Origin of the sequence: Bacillus sp. ISL-55, assembly GCF_018613155.1 — a bacterium.
Taxonomy (GTDB): domain Bacteria; phylum Bacillota; class Bacilli; order Bacillales; family Cytobacillaceae; genus Mesobacillus.
This window is the reverse complement of the sequence record NZ_JAGGQU010000038.1, coordinates 37,047-59,963: the sequence shown is the minus strand read 5'-3', so window position 1 is coordinate 59,963 and position 22,917 is coordinate 37,047. Positions and strand designations below refer to the sequence as shown.

26 protein-coding genes and 2 riboswitches are annotated in these 22,917 nt (G+C 42.8%); of the genes, 20 read left to right on the top strand and 6 right to left on the bottom strand.

Translation table 11 applies throughout. From position 1 onward, the window contains the following. The 9 genes from J7E32_RS17820 (at position 1) to J7E32_RS17780 (ending at position 6,992) form a co-directional block, all read left to right on the top strand. Positions 1-186: a hypothetical protein gene (locus J7E32_RS17820; RefSeq protein ID WP_214910106.1), complete on the top strand. Its 186-nt coding sequence runs from the start codon at positions 1-3 to the stop codon at positions 184-186. A gap of 168 nt (positions 187-354) precedes the next feature. Further along, entirely contained in the window at positions 355-930 is a 576-nt protein-coding gene (locus tag J7E32_RS17815; protein ID WP_214910104.1) for a chromate transporter, read from the top strand. Further along, entirely contained in the window at positions 927-1,457 is a 531-nt protein-coding gene (locus J7E32_RS17810) for a chromate transporter (protein ID WP_041964878.1), read from the top strand. The genes J7E32_RS17815 and J7E32_RS17810 overlap by 4 nt, the downstream gene beginning before the upstream one ends. Positions 1,458-1,641: 184 nt before the next feature. Next, positions 1,642-1,747: riboswitch (SAM riboswitch) on the top strand. Between the two features lie 74 nt (positions 1,748-1,821). Then, a complete protein-coding gene (locus J7E32_RS17805) occupies positions 1,822-2,835 on the top strand; it encodes a methionine ABC transporter ATP-binding protein (RefSeq protein WP_214910102.1) in 1,014 nt (337 codons plus the stop codon). Continuing rightward, positions 2,825-3,490: a methionine ABC transporter permease gene (locus J7E32_RS17800; RefSeq protein WP_214910393.1), complete on the top strand. Its 666-nt coding sequence runs from the start codon at positions 2,825-2,827 to the stop codon at positions 3,488-3,490. The genes J7E32_RS17805 and J7E32_RS17800 overlap by 11 nt, the downstream gene beginning before the upstream one ends. 21 nt (positions 3,491-3,511) lie before the next feature. Next, on the top strand, positions 3,512-4,339 hold the full coding sequence (locus tag J7E32_RS17795; RefSeq protein ID WP_214910100.1) for a MetQ/NlpA family ABC transporter substrate-binding protein: 828 nt from the start codon (positions 3,512-3,514) through the stop codon (positions 4,337-4,339). A gap of 568 nt (positions 4,340-4,907) precedes the next feature. After that, positions 4,908-6,167, top strand: coding sequence for a DUF445 domain-containing protein (locus J7E32_RS17790; protein ID WP_214910098.1), 1,260 nt, complete (start codon positions 4,908-4,910; stop codon positions 6,165-6,167). A gap of 82 nt (positions 6,168-6,249) precedes the next feature. After that, entirely contained in the window at positions 6,250-6,618 is a 369-nt protein-coding gene (locus J7E32_RS17785) for a hypothetical protein (RefSeq protein ID WP_214910096.1), read from the top strand. 14 nt (positions 6,619-6,632) lie between these two features. Then, on the top strand, positions 6,633-6,992 hold the full coding sequence (locus tag J7E32_RS17780; RefSeq protein ID WP_214910095.1) for a cupin domain-containing protein: 360 nt from the start codon (positions 6,633-6,635) through the stop codon (positions 6,990-6,992). Between the two features lie 35 nt (positions 6,993-7,027). Here the strand turns inward: J7E32_RS17780 and J7E32_RS17775 are convergent, their stop codons facing one another. The 3 genes from J7E32_RS17775 to J7E32_RS17765 all read right to left on the bottom strand — a co-directional run bounded on the left by J7E32_RS17775 (position 7,028) and on the right by J7E32_RS17765 (position 9,511). Continuing rightward, positions 7,028-7,831, bottom strand: a complete 804-nt coding sequence (locus J7E32_RS17775; RefSeq protein ID WP_214910093.1) for an STAS domain-containing protein — start codon at positions 7,829-7,831, stop codon at positions 7,028-7,030. 82 nt (positions 7,832-7,913) lie between these two features. Beyond that, positions 7,914-8,417 carry a DoxX family protein gene (locus J7E32_RS17770; protein WP_214910086.1) on the bottom strand — a complete coding sequence of 168 codons (504 nt, stop codon included), beginning with the start codon at positions 8,415-8,417 and terminating at the stop codon, positions 7,914-7,916. A 578-nt stretch (positions 8,418-8,995) separates the two neighbouring features. After that, positions 8,996-9,511 (bottom strand): DoxX family membrane protein, encoded by a 516-nt coding sequence (locus J7E32_RS17765; RefSeq protein ID WP_214910085.1) that lies wholly within the window; start codon positions 9,509-9,511, stop codon positions 8,996-8,998. Between the two features lie 200 nt (positions 9,512-9,711). On the opposite strand from J7E32_RS17765, the gene J7E32_RS17760 reads away from it, so the two are divergent. The 5 genes from J7E32_RS17760 (at position 9,712) to J7E32_RS17740 (ending at position 15,957) form a co-directional block, all read left to right on the top strand. After that, on the top strand, positions 9,712-10,899 hold the full coding sequence (locus J7E32_RS17760; protein WP_214910077.1) for an MFS transporter: 1,188 nt from the start codon (positions 9,712-9,714) through the stop codon (positions 10,897-10,899). Between the two features lie 194 nt (positions 10,900-11,093). Continuing rightward, positions 11,094-12,479 (top strand): MBL fold metallo-hydrolase, encoded by a 1,386-nt coding sequence (locus J7E32_RS17755; RefSeq protein WP_214910076.1) that lies wholly within the window; start codon positions 11,094-11,096, stop codon positions 12,477-12,479. A 339-nt stretch (positions 12,480-12,818) separates the two neighbouring features. Further along, positions 12,819-13,517: a winged helix-turn-helix domain-containing protein gene (locus J7E32_RS17750; RefSeq protein ID WP_214910068.1), complete on the top strand. Its 699-nt coding sequence runs from the start codon at positions 12,819-12,821 to the stop codon at positions 13,515-13,517. Further along, positions 13,507-14,913 carry a sensor histidine kinase gene (locus tag J7E32_RS17745; protein ID WP_214910392.1) on the top strand — a complete coding sequence of 469 codons (1,407 nt, stop codon included), beginning with the start codon at positions 13,507-13,509 and terminating at the stop codon, positions 14,911-14,913. Before J7E32_RS17750 ends, J7E32_RS17745 begins: the two co-directional genes overlap by 11 nt. A 60-nt stretch (positions 14,914-14,973) precedes the next feature. After that, positions 14,974-15,957, top strand: coding sequence for a Gfo/Idh/MocA family protein (locus tag J7E32_RS17740; RefSeq protein ID WP_214910066.1), 984 nt, complete (start codon positions 14,974-14,976; stop codon positions 15,955-15,957). Positions 15,958-15,993: 36 nt separating this feature from the next. Here J7E32_RS17740 and J7E32_RS17735 read toward each other — a convergent pair whose 3' ends face one another. Then, on the bottom strand, positions 15,994-17,049 hold the full coding sequence (locus J7E32_RS17735; protein WP_214910064.1) for a lactonase family protein: 1,056 nt from the start codon (positions 17,047-17,049) through the stop codon (positions 15,994-15,996). 256 nt (positions 17,050-17,305) lie between these two features. On the opposite strand from J7E32_RS17735, the gene nadE reads away from it, so the two are divergent. Further along, complete coding sequence (gene nadE, locus J7E32_RS17730) at positions 17,306-18,127, top strand: ammonia-dependent NAD(+) synthetase (RefSeq protein ID WP_214910062.1); 822 nt, start codon at positions 17,306-17,308, stop codon at positions 18,125-18,127. Between the two features lie 45 nt (positions 18,128-18,172). Here the strand turns inward: nadE and J7E32_RS17725 are convergent, their stop codons facing one another. Beyond that, the gene (locus J7E32_RS17725; protein ID WP_214910055.1) at positions 18,173-18,517 is read right to left on the bottom strand and encodes a hypothetical protein; all 345 of its coding nucleotides are present in this window, start codon (positions 18,515-18,517) and stop codon (positions 18,173-18,175) included. A gap of 273 nt (positions 18,518-18,790) precedes the next feature. Next, a riboswitch (cyclic di-GMP riboswitch) is annotated at positions 18,791-18,874 on the top strand. Positions 18,875-19,137: 263 nt separating this feature from the next. On the opposite strand from J7E32_RS17725, the gene J7E32_RS17720 reads away from it, so the two are divergent. Both J7E32_RS17720 and J7E32_RS17715 read left to right on the top strand, forming a co-directional pair. Further along, positions 19,138-19,362 carry a hypothetical protein gene (locus tag J7E32_RS17720; RefSeq protein WP_214910053.1) on the top strand — a complete coding sequence of 75 codons (225 nt, stop codon included), beginning with the start codon at positions 19,138-19,140 and terminating at the stop codon, positions 19,360-19,362. A gap of 151 nt (positions 19,363-19,513) precedes the next feature. After that, a complete protein-coding gene (locus tag J7E32_RS17715) occupies positions 19,514-19,849 on the top strand; it encodes a nucleoside triphosphate pyrophosphohydrolase (protein ID WP_214910051.1) in 336 nt (111 codons plus the stop codon). A gap of 42 nt (positions 19,850-19,891) precedes the next feature. Here the strand turns inward: J7E32_RS17715 and J7E32_RS17710 are convergent, their stop codons facing one another. Then, positions 19,892-20,407, bottom strand: a complete 516-nt coding sequence (locus J7E32_RS17710; protein ID WP_214776475.1) for a DoxX family protein — start codon at positions 20,405-20,407, stop codon at positions 19,892-19,894. A 256-nt stretch (positions 20,408-20,663) separates the two neighbouring features. Here J7E32_RS17710 and J7E32_RS17705 point away from each other — a divergent pair, with 256 nt between their 5' ends. The 3 genes from J7E32_RS17705 (at position 20,664) to J7E32_RS17695 (ending at position 22,768) form a co-directional block, all read left to right on the top strand. Further along, complete coding sequence (locus tag J7E32_RS17705; RefSeq protein WP_214910050.1) at positions 20,664-21,113, top strand: DinB family protein; 450 nt, start codon at positions 20,664-20,666, stop codon at positions 21,111-21,113. Positions 21,114-21,205: 92 nt separating this feature from the next. Then, positions 21,206-21,424: a hypothetical protein gene (locus J7E32_RS17700; RefSeq protein ID WP_214910049.1), complete on the top strand. Its 219-nt coding sequence runs from the start codon at positions 21,206-21,208 to the stop codon at positions 21,422-21,424. Between the two features lie 948 nt (positions 21,425-22,372). Continuing rightward, positions 22,373-22,768 carry an HIT family protein gene (locus J7E32_RS17695; protein ID WP_214910047.1) on the top strand — a complete coding sequence of 132 codons (396 nt, stop codon included), beginning with the start codon at positions 22,373-22,375 and terminating at the stop codon, positions 22,766-22,768. Positions 22,769-22,917 lie beyond the last annotated feature (149 nt).

The following is a 22,917-nucleotide window of genomic DNA, read 5'->3' as shown; positions in this document are numbered from 1 at the left end:
GTGGTACTTTTTTTAAACGAAGAATTGTTATACGGATTGCTGCAGAAATGCGACTTGATTGAAATATTCGTGAATGTGGTCGAAATAATTGAAAAAGTGGTCGAAATAATTGTGATTGTGGTCGAAATAATTCAAAAAGTGGTCGATAAAATTAAAAATTCGCCAATAAAGTGTATCGCCAGGTGAACATGAACCATTTACAAGATTAAAATTACAAAAATAAGCCCCCCGACGGTAAATTAACTTGTATTTGACATGCAGTATCGAATATATGAGTCTATAATAAAATAAAAGCAATAAGATTCATAGAAAGAGACTGCTTTAGGCACTAATAACAGAAGAGAAGGTGAAGTATTGAAACAAAGAGATTTATTCTTAGCGTTTTTTCGCGTCGGAATCCTTGGCTATGGGGGAGGCCCGTCTTCGATTCCGCTTGTACATAAGGAAGTGGTAGAAAAATATAAATGGATGGATTCTGATGAGTTCGGGGATGTCCTTGCTTTGGGAAATGCGCTGCCAGGACCTATTGCCACAAAAATGGCTGGATACATTGGCTATCGTGTAGGCGGATACCTGGGTATGTTCAATGCCCTCGCAGCAACGATGATTCCGGCGATCATCCTGATGATCCTGCTGCTGACCGGGCTGAACTCATATAAAGATGAGCCATGGGTGAACGGAATGGCTGAGGCTGTTGTTCCAGTTGTTGCAGTCATGCTCGCTGTCCTGACCTGGGATTTCATCAAGAAGTCAGGCAAGTCAAAGCTTGGATGGGCCTGGACAGCTGTAGCGCTTATCGGCAGCCTGGTACTTCTTCAATTCTTGAATCTGCATCCCGCTATTTTAATTTTTGTATTGCTGCTGGGTGCCTTGCTGAAAAAAGACCCTGCTCCTGCTGAAAATAAACAAAGAGGAGGGGAGCAGCAATGATTTATTTCCATATATTTTTGGCCTTTTTCATTCCGGGAATTTTAGGATATGGCGGTGGACCTGCCTCCATTCCGTTAATCGAAAATGAAGTTGTTGACCGTTATGAATGGATGACAGTCAATGAATTCAGTGAAGTGCTGGCGATGGGCAACGCATTGCCGGGGCCGATTGCCACCAAGATGGCAGGCTATATTGGATATGCAGAAGGCGGTATTCTCGGTGCGATCGTTGGGGTATTTGCCACGGTGGCACCATCCTTAATCCTAATGATCAGCTTGCTTGGACTGTTGATGAAATTCAAAGATTCCCCGCGTGTCAAAAGGCTGACAATCGTCGTCCGCCCTGTCATTGCCGTCCTTTTAGGAGTCATGACCTATGATTTCTTTTTCTCTTCCTATGAGGGAGTCGGCCTGATGCAGACGATTCTGATAGGCGGAATCAGCTTCATCCTGATGGAAAAATTAAAAGTTCACCCTGCCTATGTCATCGCAGGTTCCCTTGTTTACGGTGCCCTTGTTTTATCGTAAACAAGGGTTTTTTCTTTTTTTTTTTTGAAAAAAATCAATTGAGCTTGGGGATTTTTTTTAAAAAAATATTTCCTTACTCCCTCAATCGTGTAAGCGGTATCACTTTAGAATCTCCGAAAAAACTTTATTGACAAATAAATCAGATAGTCTTAATATTTCAATTATCGAAATTAATTTAATAAGAAACTTATCAAGAGAGACTGAGGGATTAGGCCCAATGACGTCCGGCAACCTCCTTTTTGGGAAAGGTGCCACTTCCTACAGAATGATTTCATTCTGAAAGATAAGTCGTATAGATGTTTACGATGCCTCTTTCTATGAATGAAAGAGGCTTTTTTATTTTTAAAAAACGGGGGTGCGAAGAATGATTGAAGTGAAAGACCTGGTCAAGATATACGAAACGAAAAAGGGGTCAGTTACTGGTGTTGACCATGTTTCATTAAAAGTAGAAAAGGGAGAGATATACGGAATTGTCGGCTACAGCGGTGCCGGGAAAAGTTCTTTGATCCGTTGCTTGAACCTCCTTGAAAAGCCGACATCAGGAGAGATACATATTGACGGTGTAGAGCTCACTTCTTTGAGCAAGACTGAACTGAGGAAAGCGCGCCTGAAAATCGGGATGATTTTTCAGCATTTCCATCTTGTCAGCGCAAAGACGGTGAGTGAAAACATTGCCTTTGCGTTGAAAGGTGCTGGCCTTCCAAAAGCGGAAATCAGTGCTAGAGTTACGGAACTTCTCGATATGGTCGGTCTTTCAGATAAAAAAGATGTCTATCCGGCACAATTGTCGGGCGGACAGAAACAGCGTGTCGGCATCGCCAGGGCACTCGCGAATAATCCATCAGTGCTTTTGTGTGATGAAGCTACTTCTGCTCTGGATCCGAGCACGACGAAATCGATTCTATCTTTACTTAAAAAGATTAATAGTGAATTGGGCATCACCATTGTCCTTATCACCCACGAGATGGAAGTCGTCAAGACGATTTGCGACAGGATGGCGGTTATGCAGGATGGAAAAATCATTGAAGAAGGGAATGTATACGAAGTCTTCGCGAATCCGAAACAACATCTCACAAAGGATTTCGTCAACTCAATCCTTCAATTCGAACTGCCGGAGAGATTGCTTGAGGAGCGTCAAGGAAAGCTGATCAAGATCTATTTTCAGGGTGAGATTGCCGAGCAGGGAGTCATATCTGATGTATTTCAAACCTTTAAGGTCCGCGGCAATATTCTGCATGGGAAGATTGAATATATTCAGGATATTCCACTGGGGATTTTCATTATGGAGGTCACGGGAGAACAGGTGGAGATTGATCGGGCGATAGCCTACATTGCGGCAAGGACGAAAAACCTGGAGGTGATTGATGATGCTGCTTGATAACCTGATTTCATTGCTGCCGGAATTGAACAAAGCATTCTTTGAAACAATCTATATGGTCGGCATCTCCATCTTTGTTGCCATTATCGTAGGATTGCCTACAGGGGTCCTGCTTTTTGTCACCGATAAGGGACTTTTTCTTGAAAATCAAACTTTTAAAAATATTGCCGGCTTCATCGTCAACTTGATTCGCTCGGTTCCATTTATCATCTTATTGATCGCCCTTCTGCCACTGGCGAATCTAATTGCAGGAACAACGATCGGGCCGACAGCCGCATCTGTTTCTCTATCTGTCGCGGCGATTCCGTTTTTCGCTAGAATCGTAGAGCAAAGCTTCCGGGAAATTGATAAGGGTGTCATCGAAGCTGCCGTTGCAACTGGTGCGACGCCATGGATGATCATTAAAGACGTTTTGATTCCCGAGGCAAAGCCGGGCATCGTCCAGGGTGTGACCATCACCATCATCAGCCTTGTTGCCTATTCGGCAATGGCCGGCATTGTCGGCGGAGGGGGAGTTGGCGACCTGGCAATCCGCTTCGGCTATTACAGATACGACAATACAATCATGATTACGACAGTCATTATCCTGATCTGTCTCGTCCAGCTGATCCAGTTTGGCGGAGACAGGATTGCAAGAGTAGTAGACAAAAGATAAATAATAGGGGGTTCTTTTAAAATGAAAAAATTATTATTCTCATTCGTGTTGTTATTAACTATCGGGCTGCTTGCAGCATGCGGCAGCGACTCAGCATCCAGCGGCGATGCGAAAGCAGACGCGAAAAAAGTGACATTCGGTGCGACATCCGGTCCATACAGCGATATGGTTTCAAAAGCCATCAAGCCGCTTCTGGAGAAAAAAGGCTATGAAGTGAAAGTAGTTGAGTTCAGCGATTACATCCAGCCGAACCTTGCTTTGTCCAAGGGTGACCTTGACGCTAACCTGTTCCAGCACAAGGTGTATATGGAAAACTTCGCGAAAGAACATAAACTCGAACTTTCGGAAGTGATCGTAGTGCCAACCGCGCCAATGGGAATTTACTCTAAAAAATTCAATTCACTGGAAGAAGTCGAAAAGGGTTCTGCCATCGCGATTCCGAATGACCCAACAAATGCAGCACGCGCCTTCCTGATTCTTGAAGACGCCGGATTAATCAAGCTTGATCCTAATGCTGACCCACTGACAGTTTCTGAAAAGGATGTTAAAGATAACGTTAAAAACCTTCAGTTCAAGCCAATCGAAGCAGCACAGCTTCCAAGAGCAGTCGAAAGCGTCGACCTTTCAGCAGTACCAGGCAACTTCGCTCTTGCCGCTAAAATGGACCTTCTAGATGCGCTTCAGCTGGAGAACATGCCAGACCAGTACCGCAACCGCGTCGTCATCAATACAAAAGATCAGGATGCTCAATTCGCAAAGGACATCAAAGAAGTCGTAGAATCACCTGAGTTTGAAGAAATCATCGATGAAGATTTCAAAGGCTTCGGAAAGCCAGAGTGGATGGAGTAGAATAGTTATCATAATGAAGTCCCGGCAGCAAAAGCAACCGGGACTTTTCCTTTTTTATAGCTTTCTCCCCTATAAATTGGTTAAAATATTGAAGAGACTCTTTTAGGAAGGCTCTTTTGTTCTTTTATTGTTGAATCTGCACGAACCAGGCGGAAAGGTAACAACTATAAGCCCAAAAAAGACCACCAAGCTAAAAAAGGTCCTATAGCAAATTTCTATAAGCCCAAAAGAGGCAACCGAGCCAAAAAAGGTCCTATAGAATTAACCTATAAGCCCAAAAGAGGCCGCCGAGCCAGAAAAGGTCCTATAGAATAAATCTATAAGCCCAAAAGAGGCCGCCGAGCCAGAAAGGGTCCTATAGAAAAATTCTATAAGCCCAAAAGAGGCAACCGAGCCAAAAAAGGTCCTATAGAATTAACCTATAAGCCCAAAAGAGGCCACCAAGCCAAAAAAGGTCACATAGAATAATTCTCTTCAGGCGGGACGAGCACTTGAAAAGACACTGCGGGGCTTTCAAAGGTAATGGAATGCCATTTGGAATCAATCTAACAGTAACAGAGGGAGATATATGGAAAAACGAGATAAGAGATCTAGACATTTGGCGGCTATATCGCTGGCGATTATGGGTGCGGGGTTCCTCGCAATGATGCCGTTTCAGGGTTCGCTGATCGGCAAACTGCTGATGGGCGGATTTGAAGCAGGGCTCGTCGGAGGGCTTGCGGACTGGTTTGCTGTAACAGCACTATTCAGGCATCCGATGGGGATCCCGATTCCTCACACGGCGCTTTTGCCGAAAAACCGTGATAAAGTAACGCGCGCGTTAATCAATATGCTTGAAAATGACTGGCTCACGAAAGAGAGCATCATGGAGAAATTCAAGCAGATTCATATCCTGGATAAAATTTTTGAAACGGTTGAGAAGGAACTGCATTCTGAGTCTGTTAAGCAGAGCATCCAGTCATTCGGCCTGGATGTTGTGAAAAAGATAGATGTAGAAAGGTTTGCGCCAACAATTGAACAAGAAATCAAAGGTTTCCTGCTATCGGCTGATACTTCCGATCTTCTGCAAAAAGCCTCCAGCCACGTATTGGCGAAAGAATATGATGCGGCAGCATTCAATTATGTGCTGATCGAGACAGAAAAATGGGCGTCGCAGGATGAAGCGAAAATGGTCCTTGGGAAACTGGGGAAGCAGGCAATTGATACAACCGAAGCAGATGGTCTTTTGAAATTCGCGATTCAATCGTTCAGCAATATGATCACGGAAGAAAAAGTCGGCAACATTTTGCAGTCGTTTATTTTAAAAAGAATGAAAAACCTGCAGCAGGAAGACAATCGCTACCGCCATATGATTCTTGAGAAAATCCGCAAAGAACTCGGCAGCATAAATGAGCGTGAAGCATTAATGTCCGAAATCCAGGCATGGAAAAACAAGATGGTCGAGGATATGGATTTAACCGGACAAATCAGGAGTGTATTGGCAAAGTCAAAGGACCGTGCCATTGCTTTTATCGAAGCAGACAGTTTTGTTGATGATACCGTTACTCCAGTGGTGAAAAGGTTCATACAAGAGATCAAAGAAGATGAGGGTAAGGTAGCGGCAATCGAAAGCTGGCTCCACGCCAAAATCGCAGGCCTGATTGAAAGAAATCATTCTAAAATTGGCAAGCTTGTCCGTGAGAACCTAGACAAGCTTGATACGGAAACACTGATTGATATGATGGAAAACAATATCGGTAAAGACCTGCAATGGATCAGGGTGAACGGTGCCGTCTGCGGCTTCCTGATTGGGATTGGTTTGACGATCTTTAAGCTCTTGGTCATATAAAAAAGGAACAAAAGGCCAATCCGTTCGTGATTGGTCTTTTTTTACCTTCCTAAATGGGAAAATGAAAATGGGAGGGGTAGGCATGGCTAAAAGAAAAAAGCTTATAAATGTATTTTTGATTCTAGTGAGTGTCGTCCTTTTAACAGCATATTGGGCTAATCAACACAAAATCCTCTCGGGTGACTATGACAAATTGACAGTCAGCGGCATGGAAGGCACAACCATCCTGGTAATAAATGACCGTGACGAGATTGGCAAAATCATCTCAGCCATTAATGAAAGCCCAAGAACTTTTAAGTATGATAACGGATTTACATATGATTACTTGCCGCAAGGAATCTTGACCTTTGAAAATGAAAAGGAAAAAGTGCAGATTGGCTTTATTTTTACAACGGGAAATACAGTCACGAAGTATTGGGAGATTCATACAGATTTTCCTTACCGACAATAGGAGGAGTTGCCAAAATGGAAAAAGTAAATATCAGCGAAAAGTTCTCGCTTTTTAGTGACTATTGGAGTCCGAAAATCGCCGGAGAGATCAATGATATGCATGTTACATTCGCCAAACTGAAAGGTGAATTCATCTGGCATAAACATGAACGTGAAGATGAGATGTTCCTCGTCATGAAAGGCAAGCTGCTTCTAAAGTTTAGGGATAAAGATGTACACCTGAACGAAGGGGAATTTATGATCGTCCCTAAAGGGGTAGAACATCTCCCTGTTGCTGAAGAAGAAGTGCATGTCATCTTCTTTGAACCCAAATCAACCCTTAATACCGGTGATGAAGTGAATGACAGAACAGTTTCTGAACTTCCATCGATATAAAATAAAAGGCTCGGTCCCATTGACCAAGCCTTTCCTTATTCACCAATTTTCACAAGTTCAAATCCAGTTTCTTTCCACACATAGCGGATGCCATGTACAAATGTATTGAAAGTCGGTACATCAACGAGCAAACCATTCAGTACGATTGATTTAGCCATTTCTGGACGTATTCCTACATAAATCGATTGCACCCCCATAAGCTTCAGGGCATTGATGACCTGCTGCAGACGGAACGCGATTGGTGCATCCAGTTCATCTGAAACACCGGTAAAGTCAAAAATGACATATTGATTTCCTTGCTGGGCGCTGTGTGTGAGGATTTTTTCCTCCAGCAGTTCCAATCGATCTTCAGTCAATTTCCCCATAACCGGAACAAGCACAGCAGTGTCAACTGACAGCGGGATGACAGGCATATCAAGAATTTGAAGCTGTTTCCTGTTTTCCTCCAGTGTTTCTTCAAATTCGGTTACATCTTTCCAAGTAAGGATAAATCCGCTTTCCTTGCCTTCATTGTTGGTTAGTCGATCCACCATAATCTCAGCCGAGAATTTGTTGAACAAGGTAATGCTAGCAGAATGAGGGAAGTTTCCTCCGGCCAGGATATTCTGTTGACGGCTGCCATGGAACTCTCCCAAATTTCTACCGATAAATTCCACTGGATCATTGATTCCTACATAAGGGCCAATTTGCGCCAATAATTGCATCGCCGGATCATTGATAAAAACGATTTTGTAATCTTCATTAGCGATTAAGATATTTTCATTGATTTTATTTAAAAGTTGGTGAGTTTCTATCTCATCGAAATTGAACAAAGGATTCGCTCCTTTTCTAGTAGGCATACTATGTAAAATTATAGCTAAGTTTTCCTATTGGGACAAGGAATAGAAAAAGCCTCCTGCAAAAGCACAGGAGGCTGACAATTCATTTAGTGGCTGTTTTCTTTTTGAAGAAAGTTTTTCGAATATATGGTATTACCCAGTGGTCCAATCCATATCTGCCTGCATTATAACCAGCGAAGAGGATAATGAATCCGAAGAAAATATCTGTTGGATTGTGGGATACAGTTCCGGCAAGGAAGAAGCTGAAGTTCATCAGTAAACCGAAGAACATGGCAGCAGTTGTCAGACAGCCGAGGATGAGTCCCAAACCGACAAGGAATTCACCGACCGGTACTATGAAGTTGAAAAGCTCAATGTTCGGCAGCGCGAAGTTTTCCAGAAAAGAGACATACCAGCCATAAACCATGTTTCCATCAGGACCTTTTACCGGGTTGGCGACGGCATTTTTCAAATATCCAGTTGCGTCAAAGCCATCCCCGGTCATTTTATGCCATCCAGCAACCATCCAGTTGTAACCTAGCCAAATACGTATAAAAGTCAAAATTCCGGCGGCGACATTGTTTTCCCTCAACCAATTTGCGAACATATCAATCGCTTCCCTTCAAGGATGAATTATTATTTGATTACACTACAATATATTGGCTTTTTAAATTTAAATGCGGGCCGGAAGTCTTTGTTCACAAATTAGCTAAAACATATTGTCAGGATTTTGAACACTTGGCGAAGGTGATAACGGTAAAAAAGGTGAGAGAAAGAGATGTGGAGGATAAACGTGAAAATCGGGAGGAGTACAAGTGGTTGATTACGGAAAAAAGGAATCAGTCATGATATCAGGCAGGGGAGATACTGGCAAGAGCAATCAAATCACCAGGCAGAGCTGATAACTAAAAAGAGCCAGTTAAAATGCCAGAAAGAGCCGATAACGAAAAAAGAGCCAATCAAAACGTTAGAAGATCTGATAACAAAAAATGAAACCGACTAAAAATCAGAAAAGCTGATAACGAAAAATGAAACCGACTAAAAATCAGAAAAGCTGATAACGAAAAATGAAACCGATTAAAAATCAGAAAAGCTCATAACAAAAAATGAAACCATTTAAAAATCAGAAAAGCCGATAACAAAAAAGAGCCAGGCATATGCCGGGCTCTCTGTTAATGATTTAAGTTAAACTGCTTTATGCGCAGTTTCAGCTTCTCTTTTGAATACAGTTTTACGGATGAAAGGTACAACCCAGCGGTCCAGGCCGTATTTACCAGCGTTGTAGCCTGCGAACAGGATGATGAATCCGAAGAAGATGTCAGTTGGGTTGTGAGATACTGTTCCGGCTAAGAAGAAACTGAAGTTCATCACTAGACCGAAGAACATAGCAGCAGTTGTCAGAGTTCCAAGGAGCAATCCAAGACCGACAAGGAATTCACCCAGTGGCACAATGAAGTTGAACAATTCCACGTTCGGAATCGCGAAGCTTTCAAGGAAGTTCACGTACCAGCCGTAAACTGCATTTCCATCTGGACCCTTTACCGGATTGGCAACAGCATTTTTCAAATATCCTGATGCATCAAAGCCTTCCCCAGTCAATTTTCCCCATCCAGCAGTCATCCAGTTATATCCGAGCCAAACCCTAATGACAGTCAACAGGCCAGCAGCAATATTGTTTTCTCTTAACCATTTAGCGAACATCTAAATCGCTTCCCTTCAAAAATAAGTAATTATTGATTACACTTACAATATATCAGAATCCGAAATAAAAATGAGCGACTTGTGAATCTGTTCACAAAAACGCTACAACAAATTGACGGATTGTTGAACACGAACCCTGAAAAGAGGAAATGTCGGCTACAGTGCCTAAGCAAAGCGCCTAACAGAAAGGATGAAAACAGATGGATCAACAATCAGGAGCAACTCAACAAAACCCGGGCACTGAGAAAATCTGGAGCAAGGACTTTTTATTCATTTTCCTTGCTAACTTTTTTATTTTCCTTGGATTTCAAATGACATTGCCGACGATACCATTGTTTGTGGAGGAGCTGGGTGGAAATGACCAGCTGATTGGTTTCGTCGTCGGGATCTTCACTTTTTCAGCATTGCTTGTCCGCCCTTTCGCAGGGAGAATGCTTGAAACAAAGGGGAGAGGCTTTGTTTACTTAATAGGCCTGGCAATATTCGTGATATCGGTGGGCTCATTTGGGTTTGCAGTCAGCATCGCCTTCTTGTTTTTAATGAGGGTAGTGCAGGGAGTTGGCTGGGGTTTTTCTACTACTGCTTCTGGCACAATTGCTACTGATTTAATCCCACCCCGGCGCCGAGGGGAAGGGATGGGCTATTTTGGGCTCTCCGGAAACGTTGCGCTTGCGATGGGCCCGACTCTCGGACTGGCACTAGCTGAAGTCATTACATTTAAACAGCTGTTTTTAGGTAGTGCCTTTCTCGGCCTGACAGCTTTCGTACTAGCATCAAGGATCACGTATAAAACAGTTGAAAAAAGCGAGAGGGAAGTTGACCGGCGCAAATGGGATGTATATGAGAAATCTGCTTTGCAGCCATCTTTATTACTCTTGTTCATCACGGTGACTTTTGGAGGAATCGCATCCTTTCTACCACTCTATTCCGCCCAGAAAGGTATTGAAGGAATCCAGTGGTACTTTTTTATTTTTGCGATGGCTCTAATGCTGTCACGGTCCTTTGCCGGCAAGCTCTATGATAAAAAAGGCCACGGCGCGGTTTTCCTGCCAGGGACTTTATTAATCATGATCGCAATGATCCTGCTGGCATGGCTGCCGAATAGCCTAGTTATGTTCATCGCCGCGGGGTTATATGGATTCGGCTTTGGATCCGTCCAGCCGGCACTGCAGGCATGGGCCGTCCAGGATGCGCCAATGAATCGCAAGGGAATGGCGAACGCAACCTTCTTCTCCTTTTTCGACTTAGGCGTTGGCGTCGGGGCAATGGCTTTTGGGCAAATCGGTCACTGGCTTGGATATGGGAGCATCTACATTGCCTCAGCCATTTCCGTTTCAATCTCGATTATCTTGTATATTTTTATGGGAAGAAGAACTGTGAGAAATTAGACCTGTTCCATACCGGAGCAGGTTTTTTATTTGAAGCAAAGGGCGATACAAAGTAAAATACAGTTATAGGTATATATTGGAATTAAGGCAGCGCCCACTGGCATATTTTAATGCTTTTAAAAAATATGGTGCAGGGTATAAAGAAGTATAGTCTTCATGAACCTATGAAAACAAAAAATGCAGGAGGAATCGCTATGTATTTCAAATCTTTTTTTGATGATCAGTTAGCACATATGTCTTATTTAATAGGCTGCCAGAGGACGGGTGAGGCCATTGTCATTGATCCGGCAAGAAATATCCAGCCTTACCTTGATATCGCGGAAAAAGAAGGCTTCAATATTTCAGCCGCAACAGAAACTCATATTCACGCAGACTATCGCTCTGGTGCAAGGGAGCTTGCCCACCATCATGGCGCTAAGCTTTATGTATCAGACGAAGGTGATAAAGACTGGAAGTATCAATATGTCGATCAGTATGAGCATGAATTGCTGACTGAGGGTTCGACTTTTAACATTGGCAATATTTATTTTGAGGTTATACACACGCCGGGCCATACACCGGAAAGCATCTCATTCCTATTGACTGACAAGGGCGGCGGTGCTAATGAACCGATGGGCATTTTCACCGGTGACTTCCTGTTCGTAGGCGATGTCGGGCGACCAGACCTATTGGAAAAAGCGGCAGGCATTAAAGATACATCTGAATCAGGGGCACGACAGATGTTCGAATCACTCCGCAAAGTGGAAAAGCTGTCGGACTTCCTGCAGGTATGGCCAGCTCACGGCGCAGGCAGTGCATGCGGAAAATCCCTCGGCGCTGTTCCAATGTCCACTTTAGGCTATGAGAAAAAATTTAACTGGGCTTTCCAAATCAATGAGGAGGAAAAGTTCGTAGAAGAGCTGCTTGCAGGCCAGCCAGAACCTCCTAAGTACTTTGCCGAGATGAAAAAGCTCAATAAAGTTGGACCAGAATTGTTGCGTCGTGAAGAAACCCCTAAGGTGTCATTACCTGACGCTGGCAATGCAGCAGTTGTCGACACCCGGCCGGCAGGTGAGTTCGCGGAGGGACATGCAGAGGGAACAATCAATATTCCATATAATAAGTCCTTCACGAACTGGGCAGGCTGGCTATTAAGCTATGATCAGGACATCGTGCTGATTGCTGATCCTGAAAAGCTTCCTGATATTAAAAAATCCCTGCAGTCGATTGGTCTTGACCAGGTAACTGGTTACATGGACCCGAAAGAACTTGGCGGTCAGCTGGAAGAATACAAAACTGTATCTGCCAGCGAGGCAAAAGAACTGATGGAAGACGAAAACTATTTCGTCATCGATGTCCGCAACCAGAGTGAGTGGGATAGCGGCCATATTCCAGGTGCCCACCATCTGATGCTCGGAAACCTGACTGAAAACCTGGACAAGGTTCCTAAAGACAAAAAAATCATCGCACACTGCCAGTCAGGCGCGCGCTCCGCAATCGGCACAAGCCTGTTACTGAAAAACGGCTACAAAGACGTAGTCAATCTCGAAGGCGGCTACTCCGCCTGGGAACAAGAAGGCCTACCTGTAAAAAAAGACTAATGACCCTAGAGCCAGCTCAGTTGATGAGCTGGTTTTCTTTTTATGATTAAAAGGAATAACTATCTATAAATTAGCAAACACACATCACTCTTAAAACATGAACAAACTATGACCAAATGATTAAATAATCTGTAAAAATTATTAAAAAAGTTGATTCCAGCTCAATTCCGCTATAATTTAGAATATAACAGATAACAGGTTGACGGCTGAAATGTGCGGATAAAGAAGAGGCAGCAGGAATTATCGTCACATAAATGGCTCTAATGTGCGGATAAAGAAGGAGCAGCAGGAATTATCGTCACATTAGCACATACAGAAGGAGAAATAGAGGGGATTGCGGTGAAAATATTAGTCATAGAGGATAATGAAAGTGTCTGCGCGATGATCGAGATGTTCTTTTTAAAAGAGGGAATCGAAGGAAGGTTTGTGAATGATGGCTTCCGAGGTTATGAGGCTTTTAAAAGCGAAGATTGGGATCTGCTGATTGTCGACTGGATGCTCCCGGGGATGGATGGGGTCACGCTGTGCAGGAAGATCAGGCAGGAGGGCAGTGATGTGCCAATCATCATGCTGACGGCGAAGGATAGTGAGTCGGATCAGGTGCTCGGACTGGAAATGGGTGCGGATGATTATGTGACAAAGCCCTTCAGCCCGCTGGCTTTGATGGCGAGGATTAAGGCTGTTGCCCGCCGCTATCAAAAGCAAAAGCCAGAAGAGAACAGTGAAGTTGGGACAAGTCTGCTTAAAGTCAATAAGGAAACACGTGAAGTGACGCTGGCTGGCAAACCAGTTACTAACCTGACGCCGAAGGAATTTGACCTGCTTCTCTTTTTTGCCCAGCATCCCCGCCAGGTTTTCACCAGGGAGCAGCTACTCGAACGTGTTTGGGGATATCAGTTTTACGGAGATGAGCGTACTGTAGATGTCCATATCAAGCGTCTGAGGAAAAAGGTTGGGACGCCTGAACAGCCATTGTTCCATACTGTGTGGGGCGTCGGCTATAAATTCGATGAGTCGGTTGATGGGCATGAAAGTTAAGTATATTTACCAGCAGTTCATCAGCCATATTAGCATCATCATCGTTGCTTTCCTCATCCTGAGCCTTGTTTTCACACAGTATGTGGAAACTTTGGTTTATAAAAACAAGACTGAAGAGCTGATTTCATACGGAGAGAATATTCTCCGTGATCTCGACCGGGGAGGAGAACGCCCTGATCAGGTAATCAATCAATATGCCCGGGTTCTTTTCGGCCGGGATATCCAATTCAGTGTGTTCGATGAAAATATCCAGCTCCTCAATCCAATCAGATGGAGAGGACCGGCGATTGAATTAACGGAGAGTGAGTGGAGCCAGCTTACGAAAGGAACGCCGATTGTTAAAAATTATGATCTCGAACGTTATGACAGAGCCGTGACCCTTGTTGTTCTGCCCTATGTGGATCGCGGAAATTTCGTTGGCGGCATTCTGCTCACCTCACCAATCAGTGGGACAAGGGAAATGATCACGGAAATCAATAAGAACTTATTTTATACAATGCTGATTGCGCTCGCCGTATCGTTCCTGCTGAGCTGGGTGCTGGCGCGCATCCATGTCAATCGGATCAAAAAACTTCAGGAAGCAACATCAGTCGTTTCGGCAGGGGATTATACGATAAAAGTTCCGTCCTCTGACTTCGACGAAATCGGGGAATTGGCGAATGATTTTAACAGTATGGTAAGCAAGCTTAATGAATCAAAATCTGAGATCGAAAATCTGGAAAACAGGCGCCGCAAGTTCATGTCGGATGTTTCCCATGAATTGAGGACACCGCTTACGACAATCAGCGGTATCATTGAAGGGTTAAGAAATAATATGATTCCGGAAGCTGAAAAGGAGCGCGGCATCAATTTGGTCAGCCAGGAAACGAAGCGGCTTATCCGACTGGTAAATGAAAATCTCGACTATGATAAAATCCGCTCAAATCAGGTCCAGCTTTTTAAAGAAAATATTGAATTGATTGAGGTTTTGGAAATCATCCAGGACCAGCTCGGATTGCAGGCGGATGAGCGGCATAACCAGATTGAAATCGAAGCGGATGAATCGGCAATGGTATATGCCGATTATGACCGTCTCGTCCAGATTCTTATCAATATTACGAAGAACAGTATCCAGTTCACTGAAAACGGGACAATCTGGCTTCGTGGCAGGTTGGATGGAAGCAATACGATAATCGAAATCGAGGACACCGGAATGGGAATAGAACCAGCAGAAATCGAAAAAATCTGGCATCGCTTTTACAAAGCGGACATCTCAAGGACAAGTAATCCGTTTGGTGAGTTTGGACTTGGTTTGTCTATCGTCAAACAGCTGGTTCAGATGCACGATGGAAAAATTAACGTTGAAAGCGAGCGTGGAAAAGGGACAAAGTTTGTGATCGAGCTCCCTTTTCGATAAGATGAAAAAAGAAGCTGCGGGCCTTGCCAGCAGCTTTTGATATTTGAAAGGGTGAACAACATGGTACGTTTCGGTGTGATAGGAACGAATTGGATTACAGAAGCTTTTATAAAAGGTGCTAGTCATCATGAGGACTTTCAGCTTGCGGCAGTTTATTCGCGGACAGAGGATCGTGCTGCGGAGTTTGCTGGAAAACTCGGAGTGAATACCATTTTTACTGATTTAGAAGAGATGGCAAAAAGCGATGGGATTGATGCAGTCTATATCGCCAGCCCGAATTCCATGCATGCGAGCCAGGCAATCACATTCATGGAGAATGGCAAGCATGTGTTATGTGAAAAAGCAATCGCGTCAAATAGCAATGAGCTTTCACGAATGATAAAGACTGCAAGGGAAAATCAGGTAGTTTTGATGGAGGCGTTAAAATCAACCCTCATGCCTACCTTTAAATCTGTCCAGGAGAATATTGATAAAATCGGCAAGGTGAGAAGGTACTTTGCAAGCTATTGCCAGTATTCTTCCCGTTATGACAAATATAAAGCGGGCACAGTGCTGAATGCCTTTAACCCGGAATTTTCGGCAGGTTCCTTAATGGATATCGGCATCTATTGCATCTATCCGCTAGTAGTCTTGTTTGGAGAGCCAAAATCGGTTCAGGCTAATGGATATGTTCTCGAGTCAGGGGTGGATGGGGAAGGCAGTCTGATATTGAAATACGATGAAATGGATGCTGTCATCATGTTCTCGAAAATTACCGATTCAACGCTTCCATCTGAAATCCACGGCGAGGATGGCAACATCAGGATTGATAAAATCAGTACACCTGAAAAAGTGGAAATCATTTATCGTGATGGAAAAACGGAAGATCTATCAAGAGAGCAGCTTGCTGATAATATGTTTTATGAAGCTGAGGAGTTCATCAGTTTGATTCAGCAAGGCAAGCAGGAATCTGCCAATAACTCGCTTGAAAATTCAAGAATTACGATGGCCATACTCGATGAAGCAAGAAAGCAAATGGGAGTCCGGTTCCCGAGTGACAAATAAAAGGAAGGTGCACAGGCGGCACCTTCCTTTCCTTTTCTAGTAATTCAAAAACTTAACACATACTGGATCAGGAACCTTGACATCTGATTGAAGCAGCGTCAATTTGCCTGTCTCCTGATTACGAGAATATAGCGCAACATTGCTGGAATTCTGGTTTGTTGCAATCAGGAAGTTCTCAGTTGGATCTAGCACAAAATCCCTTGGCCAATTTCCTTCTGTCGAGGTATGTCCGACAAATGCTAGCTTGTGGCTTTCAGAATCCACTTGGAAAATAGCAATGCTGTCATGGCCGCGGTTGGCAGCGTAGACGAATTTCCCGTCAGAGGAAATATGGATGGCGCTTCCCTGGTTGTTTTCAGTGAAATCAGCTGGCAGAGTGGTAATGGCCTGAAGCTGTTCAAAACTGCCATCTTCGGAATTATATTTTAATACAAGAACCTCTGAACTGAATTCTGTCATCATATAGGCAATTTTATTGTTCGGATGGAAAACAAGGTGTCTTGGACCGCTTCCAGGCGCTACATCCAATACACTTTTCTCAATCAACTGCCCGTTATCCAGGGAGTAAGTGATCAACTGGTCGATTCCAAGGTCGATGACTGCTGCGTACTTCCCATCAGGAGTAAAGCCGGCATAATGGGTATGCGCTTTTTCCTGACGCTCATCAGGACCTGAGCCTTCATGTACAGCGCTTGATAAAAGTTCCTTAATACTGCCATCTTCAGGGTTTATCAGATACGAATCTGCAGATCCTTTATGATAATTCGCAGATAAAAGCAGGTTGTTTTCTCTGTTCACGCTCACATGGCATGGAGATGCTCCTGCGGAAAGCTGGGTATTAATGAACGATAATTGTCCTGAATCCTTAATGCTGAATCCAGCCACGCCACCATTTCCTCCTTCCTTTGCCACTGCATATAGGAAGCGGTTATTTTCACTGATTGTCAGGTAGGTAGGGTTTTCAAGCGCTGCTGCCGCCTTCACATCAACGATTTTTCCATTGGTTGCATCCAGTGTAAAAGAATAGATGCCCTCACTATCACCTTTTGTGTATGTACCAAAATAGCCTGTAAATTTTTGATTAGCTGCCATTGTGAATGCCTCCATTTTGATTAAGCTTTTATAGTATAAGTTATAGTCTAGCAAAAAAATCTAGCAGGACAAAATGTTACGAACAACAAGCTATTGGGTAAAATAAAGCGTGAACCTATTAATCGTGATGTGAGATTTCCTGACCAACATCTGGACTTTAAACTTTTTAAGGGATATGCTCTTTTTATAATGGTGTTCTAACCTGAATTAGCAAAAGAGCATGATGAATAGTTAATAGTGATTTAGGAGGTTTATTATGAGCTTGCAAAAACAGATTATAGAAGCGTTGAATGTCCGTCCGGAAATTGATCCTCAGGAGGAAATCAGGAACAGAATTGACTTCCTCAAGGAGTACTTACAAGTTTCAAAAGCAAAAGGATTCGTTCTTGGAATAAGTGGAGGCCAGGATTCAACTCTTGCCGGAAGATTAGCACAGCTCGCAGCCGAGGAACTGCGTTCGGAGGGTACTGATGCCAAATTCGTTGCAGTAAGACTTCCGTACTCAGTGCAAAAGGATGAAGATGATGCACAGAAAGCGCTGAAGTTCATCCAGCCTGATAAAACGATCACTTTCAACATCCAGCCAGCGGTAGACACTTTTAACACGCAGTTTGAGGATGCTATTGGTGATAAAATGACCGATTTTAACAAAGGTAACGCAAAAGCACGGATGAGGATGATCACGCAATATGCGATTGCCGGTCAGGAAGGTTTGCTTGTGATTGGTACCGACCATGCCGCTGAGGCCGTGACAGGATTCTTCACAAAATTCGGTGATGGCGGAGCTGACTTGCTGCCGCTAACCGGATTGAACAAGAGACAGGGAAGGGAACTGCTCAAAGCATTGAATGCAGAACCAAGATTATACCTCAAAGAGCCGACGGCTGACCTTCTGGACAACAAGCCGCTCCAGGCAGATGAAACCGAGCTTGGTGTGAGCTATGAAGCAATCGATGATTACCTGGAAGGAAAGCAAATTGACGAAGCAGATGCAGCAAAAATTGAGAAAAGATATCTTACATCAGAGCATAAACGGCATGTGCCCGCATCCATGTTTGATTCATGGTGGAAGAAATAAAACAAAAAAGCCTGGCTGATATTTATCATCAGCCAGGCTTTCATTTTACTCCGATTGAGCAACTGCAAAATGTGGTGTTTCTTCTTTTTCAGTGACTTTGTCGATTTTATCGGTGAACATTTGGAAGACTCTTTTTTTCTCTTCCAGTTCCTTGATATATTCCTTCAGATCATTGAACTTCTCCTCAAATGGCTGATGGTACAATTCGCGAATCTTCCTGTTCAAATCGGGATTAACGGTTGACTGAACAACCTGCTTTGTAATGTTGAATTTATATGTATACACCTGTAGCTCATTCTTCACTTCTTCATATTCCGCATCAATCTCTTTGAGAATTTCTTCAATCTCTGCTTTCCATGCATCTAGCGACATCTTAACATGCTGTTCCATACGGATCCTCCTGCCGTTCGCCTGTAATAAAGCTTCTTCTCTCTATTCTAGCAAGTGAATTTTACATAGAGATTGCTGCTATATTACATTGTTAAAACAATCGAATCCTAACCGGCCCTGCCTTTCCACAAAGCCTTGTCTACCAATCCGCGACTATTAAACTATCGCCGAAAAGTTTTCTTAACAATCTTTTATAGGAAAATAGACTTATATTTGTAATTAATTGGCGAATTTTGTTGAATAAATGGTTCTAAAGATTTATATTTTTAGTAGAACTGAAAAAGGCAAACTTATCGAAAGGTAAGGACGCAAAGCCACGAGTCTAAGGCGTTTCGCTATGATCGTCGGGTTGCCAAAAAAGATCGGATGCAAATAAAAAGATAGGTAAAAGGTTTGTTTTACCACTTGTCGAAAAAAATCCGCCATCTTTTTGGGGATTTTTTTTATTTGGAATGTCCCTTTCTGCTCAATATTGCAAAAAGACCTGAAATTCACGTTTGCCGATTGCGAGAAAGGATAAATAATACTTAAGTAACTTGACAGGACGAAATAAAATAATCCTTTTGGCAGGTTTGGTTTTATCACATAGGATTAAAATTTTACGGAAGGTGGAGGAATCGTTGACTGTTTTATTTGGAACGGTAGAGTATTTTGAACAGGAAATTGAATTTCACTTAACAGAGATCGAAAAACGCGAGAAATTTCGGGAAGAAATCCAGCAAATCCAAATGAAGCTGGAAGAAGAGCTTCGGAACGATTTTATCTGTGACGAGAAGCTAAGGATGGAATGTTTGCAAAATCTATCGAATGCCTGCAGTAAATTAACAGAAGATTATGTAGTGTGAAAATTGACTTTGAAAGCCTGTGGACCGGTCCGCAGGCTTTTTCTATTACTCTATTTATTTTGGAAGTCCCCTAAACCTGTTTTAAAAAGTGTTTGAACCTCTCGAATAAAGGTTATGTTTATCAATAGGACAGCTAAAGGGGAATCGACACATGGAGAAAAAGGAATATAACAAGCTTGTTAGAGACTATTTTCCAGATTTGATGAAGGAAAAAGGAAAAAATGTAGAATTTGAAATTTTGGATGGAAGTCAATATAGTGAAAAACTTATGGAAAAGTTCAATGAGGAAGTTGAGAAGTTCCGAAATACTGGAACAGACAGGCTATTGAGTGAGGTCGTTGACTTGCTTGAAGTGGTATATGCGATTGCCGATCATCGAGGCATTACGGAATCTGAATTGGAGTTCATGCGCCAGCTTAAGAAGACTCGCAGCGGCGGCTTCAGGAAAAAGATCATGCTCAAAACAATTGAGGAGAAATCTATGTAAAAAATGCCCTCTGCCTAATGGTGGAGGGCATTATCTATATTGTTAAGCAGATTTATGTGCAGCTTCTGGTGTTTGTTTGAAAACAGTCTTGCGGATGAAAGGAACCACCCAGCGGTCCAAGCCGTACTTGCCAGCGTTGTAACCAGCGAACAGGATGATGAAGCCGAAGAAGATGTCAGTTGGGTTATGAGATACAGTTCCAGCAAGGAAGAAGCTGAAGTTCATTACCAGGCCGAAGAACATGGCAGCAGTTGTCAGTGTTCCAAGTATTAAACCAAGACCAACAAGGAATTCGCCTAGCGGTACGATAAAGTTGAATAATTCAATGTTCGGAAGTGCAAAGCTTTCAAGGAAGTTCACGTACCAGCCATATACTGCATTTCCGTCTGGACCTTTTACTGGATTGGCAACAGCATTCTTTAAATATCCAGTTGCGTCGAATCCTTCACCAGTTAATTTTCCCCATCCAGCAGTCATCCAATTGTAACCCAGCCAAACACGAATCACAGTCAACAGACCAGCAGCAATATTGTTTTCTCTTAACCATTTAGCGAACATCTAAATCGCTTCCCTTCAAAAATGAATTATTATTACACTTATAAGATATCAAAGCAATGTATGGAAATCTGTGAAAAAACTGTGAAGACACATATCAGCCATAATGTTTTGAACAAATTTTGTCAATGAATTTCCTTTATTGGAATAAAATACATTTAGGGGTATTTGTAAAATCTGTCTTTTTCCTTGCTGCATATATTGGGAATATATAGAATAAATATAGGACGAAGTACAAGCTGGAAAGGGGAAGGGAAATATGAGCGAGCTTTTATTTAAGCAGTTTGAATTAACGAGAGGTTCTTTTTTAAAAAACATTGAGGGTATCACTGCTGAACAGGCAAGTGTGCAGCCAGAAGGCTTCAACAATAACATCCACTGGCACATAGGGCATGTCCTGACAGTTACTGAACAGTTCATGATGGGATTCCCGAAAAAATCAAATCATCTTCCTGCGAACTACATAGAGTTATTCGGAAATGGTACCCGACCATCCGAGTGGACAGGAGATGTTCCTTCTGTTGAGGTATTGACTGACCAATTGAGAGCTCAGCTGGGAAGGATCAAGGAAGTGCCTGCTTCAATACTGGAAGAAAAGCTCAAGAAGCCATTCCTGGGTCTGGAGACTTTTGGAGAGCTAGCCAACATGGCACTATTCCATGAAGCCTATCACCTTGGCCAAATTCATGCGATGAGAAAATTAGTATAGATATAATGTAGCAGGGTCCTATTTTGGGCCCTTTTTTTGAAACCTGTTATCACTTATTACGTATTAGTAAATAAGGAAGGCAGGTGTGAGAAATGAGCAAGGATAAGGATTCAATGATTATCAGAAGGTGGCTCATCATATTCATTTCCTTGGCGGTAGCTGGAGCACTGTTCCTTTTTATTGACATCACGTGGGTCAGAAAGACGCTTTCAGTCATCATGCTGTTGATTGGTTTCGTCGCTGCTGGGTTTGTATATCAGTTTTATGAAACCTGGCTTAATAAGTTAGGTAAAAAAAGTAATGAAAAATAAAGATTCACTTCGTTAATCGAAGTTGGAGCATCAATTGATATAGGAAAAAAGTTGCTATATAGGTGGGTTGGGAAAACAACAGCTCATGGATAAGGCGAGATACCTAGTGTTTTATCCATATTCAAATTCCACGAAGTATAAAGTTTTTAACGAATAACTAAGAAGTTTCAGGTTGTAGTGAACAAAGCTGTCAAGAAAACGCAAATTATTATGACAGGTTTCAGTGGTTAAGGCGCAAAGCTGTCAAGAAAACGGGTTTATTGTGACAGGTTTCATGGTTTTAGGCCCAAAGCTGTCAAGAAACCGGGTTTATTATGACAGGTTTCATGGTTTTAGGCTCAAAGCTGTCAAGAAACCGGGTTTATTGTGACAGGTTTCATGGTTTTAGGCCGAAAGCTGTCAAGAAACCGGGTTTATTATGACAGGTTTCATGGTTTTAGGCTCAAAGCTGTCAAGAAACCGGGTTTATTGTGACAGGTTTCATGGTTTTAGGCTTAAAGCTGTCAAGAAACCGGGTTTATTGTGACAGGTTTCATGGTTTTAGGCTTAAAGCTGTCAAGAAACCGGGTTTATTGTGACAGGTTTCGGAGGTTAAGGCCCAAAGCTGTCAAGAAAACGCGGTTATTGTGACAGGTTTCAGGGGTTAAGGCTCAAAGCTGTCAAGAAAATGCGATTATTATGACAGGTTTCAGGGGTTAGGGCCCAAAGCTGTCAAGAAACCGGGATTATTATGACAGGTTTCAGGGGTTAAGGCCCAAAGCTGTCAAGAAACCGGGTTTATTGTGACAGGTTTCAAGATTAAGGGGCAAAGCTGTCAAGAAAATGGTTTTACTGTGACGCAAATGTATTCCGCGATTATCGAGAGTAAGTCCGTTTTATTATGCAGGTATTCCATGAACAAGAAGATACGCATGATTAGTAAATTAGTGGGAATGGAGGCACTAAAAGATGTACCATGACAATTGCCCATATTGCAATGTACATGCAGATGAAGAGCAAGAAATTGTACTAGAGAATGAAACCTGTTACTTCATCCAGAAGGAGTCTGAGCAGCAGGTCCTGCAGGGGAGCGGGCTGATTATCCCGAAGCTTCATAAGCAGAACGTCTTTGAGTTAACTGAACAGGAGTGGAAGGATTCGCGGGAGTTACTGCTTGGTGCAAAAAGATTTCTTGACGATAAGTATACTCCGGACGGCTACAGTGTTGGATGGAATACGGGAAGGGCTGGAGGACAATCGATTTTCCATGCCCATTTGCATGTCATACCGCGTTTCAAGGATGAACCTCTTGCAGGTAAGGGGATCAGGTATTGGATCAAACAAAAGGAGAATAAGCGAAAATAATTCACGAAGTTTGATGTTGGGAAAATCCCTGCAAAATATTTGAATATTTTTACAAAAATGATTCTAAAATCCCGGGAGAGCAGTCCCGGGATTTTTCTATTTATCAGGAGGGTTGGGTCTATAGTGGTATAGACATCTATACTGTTATT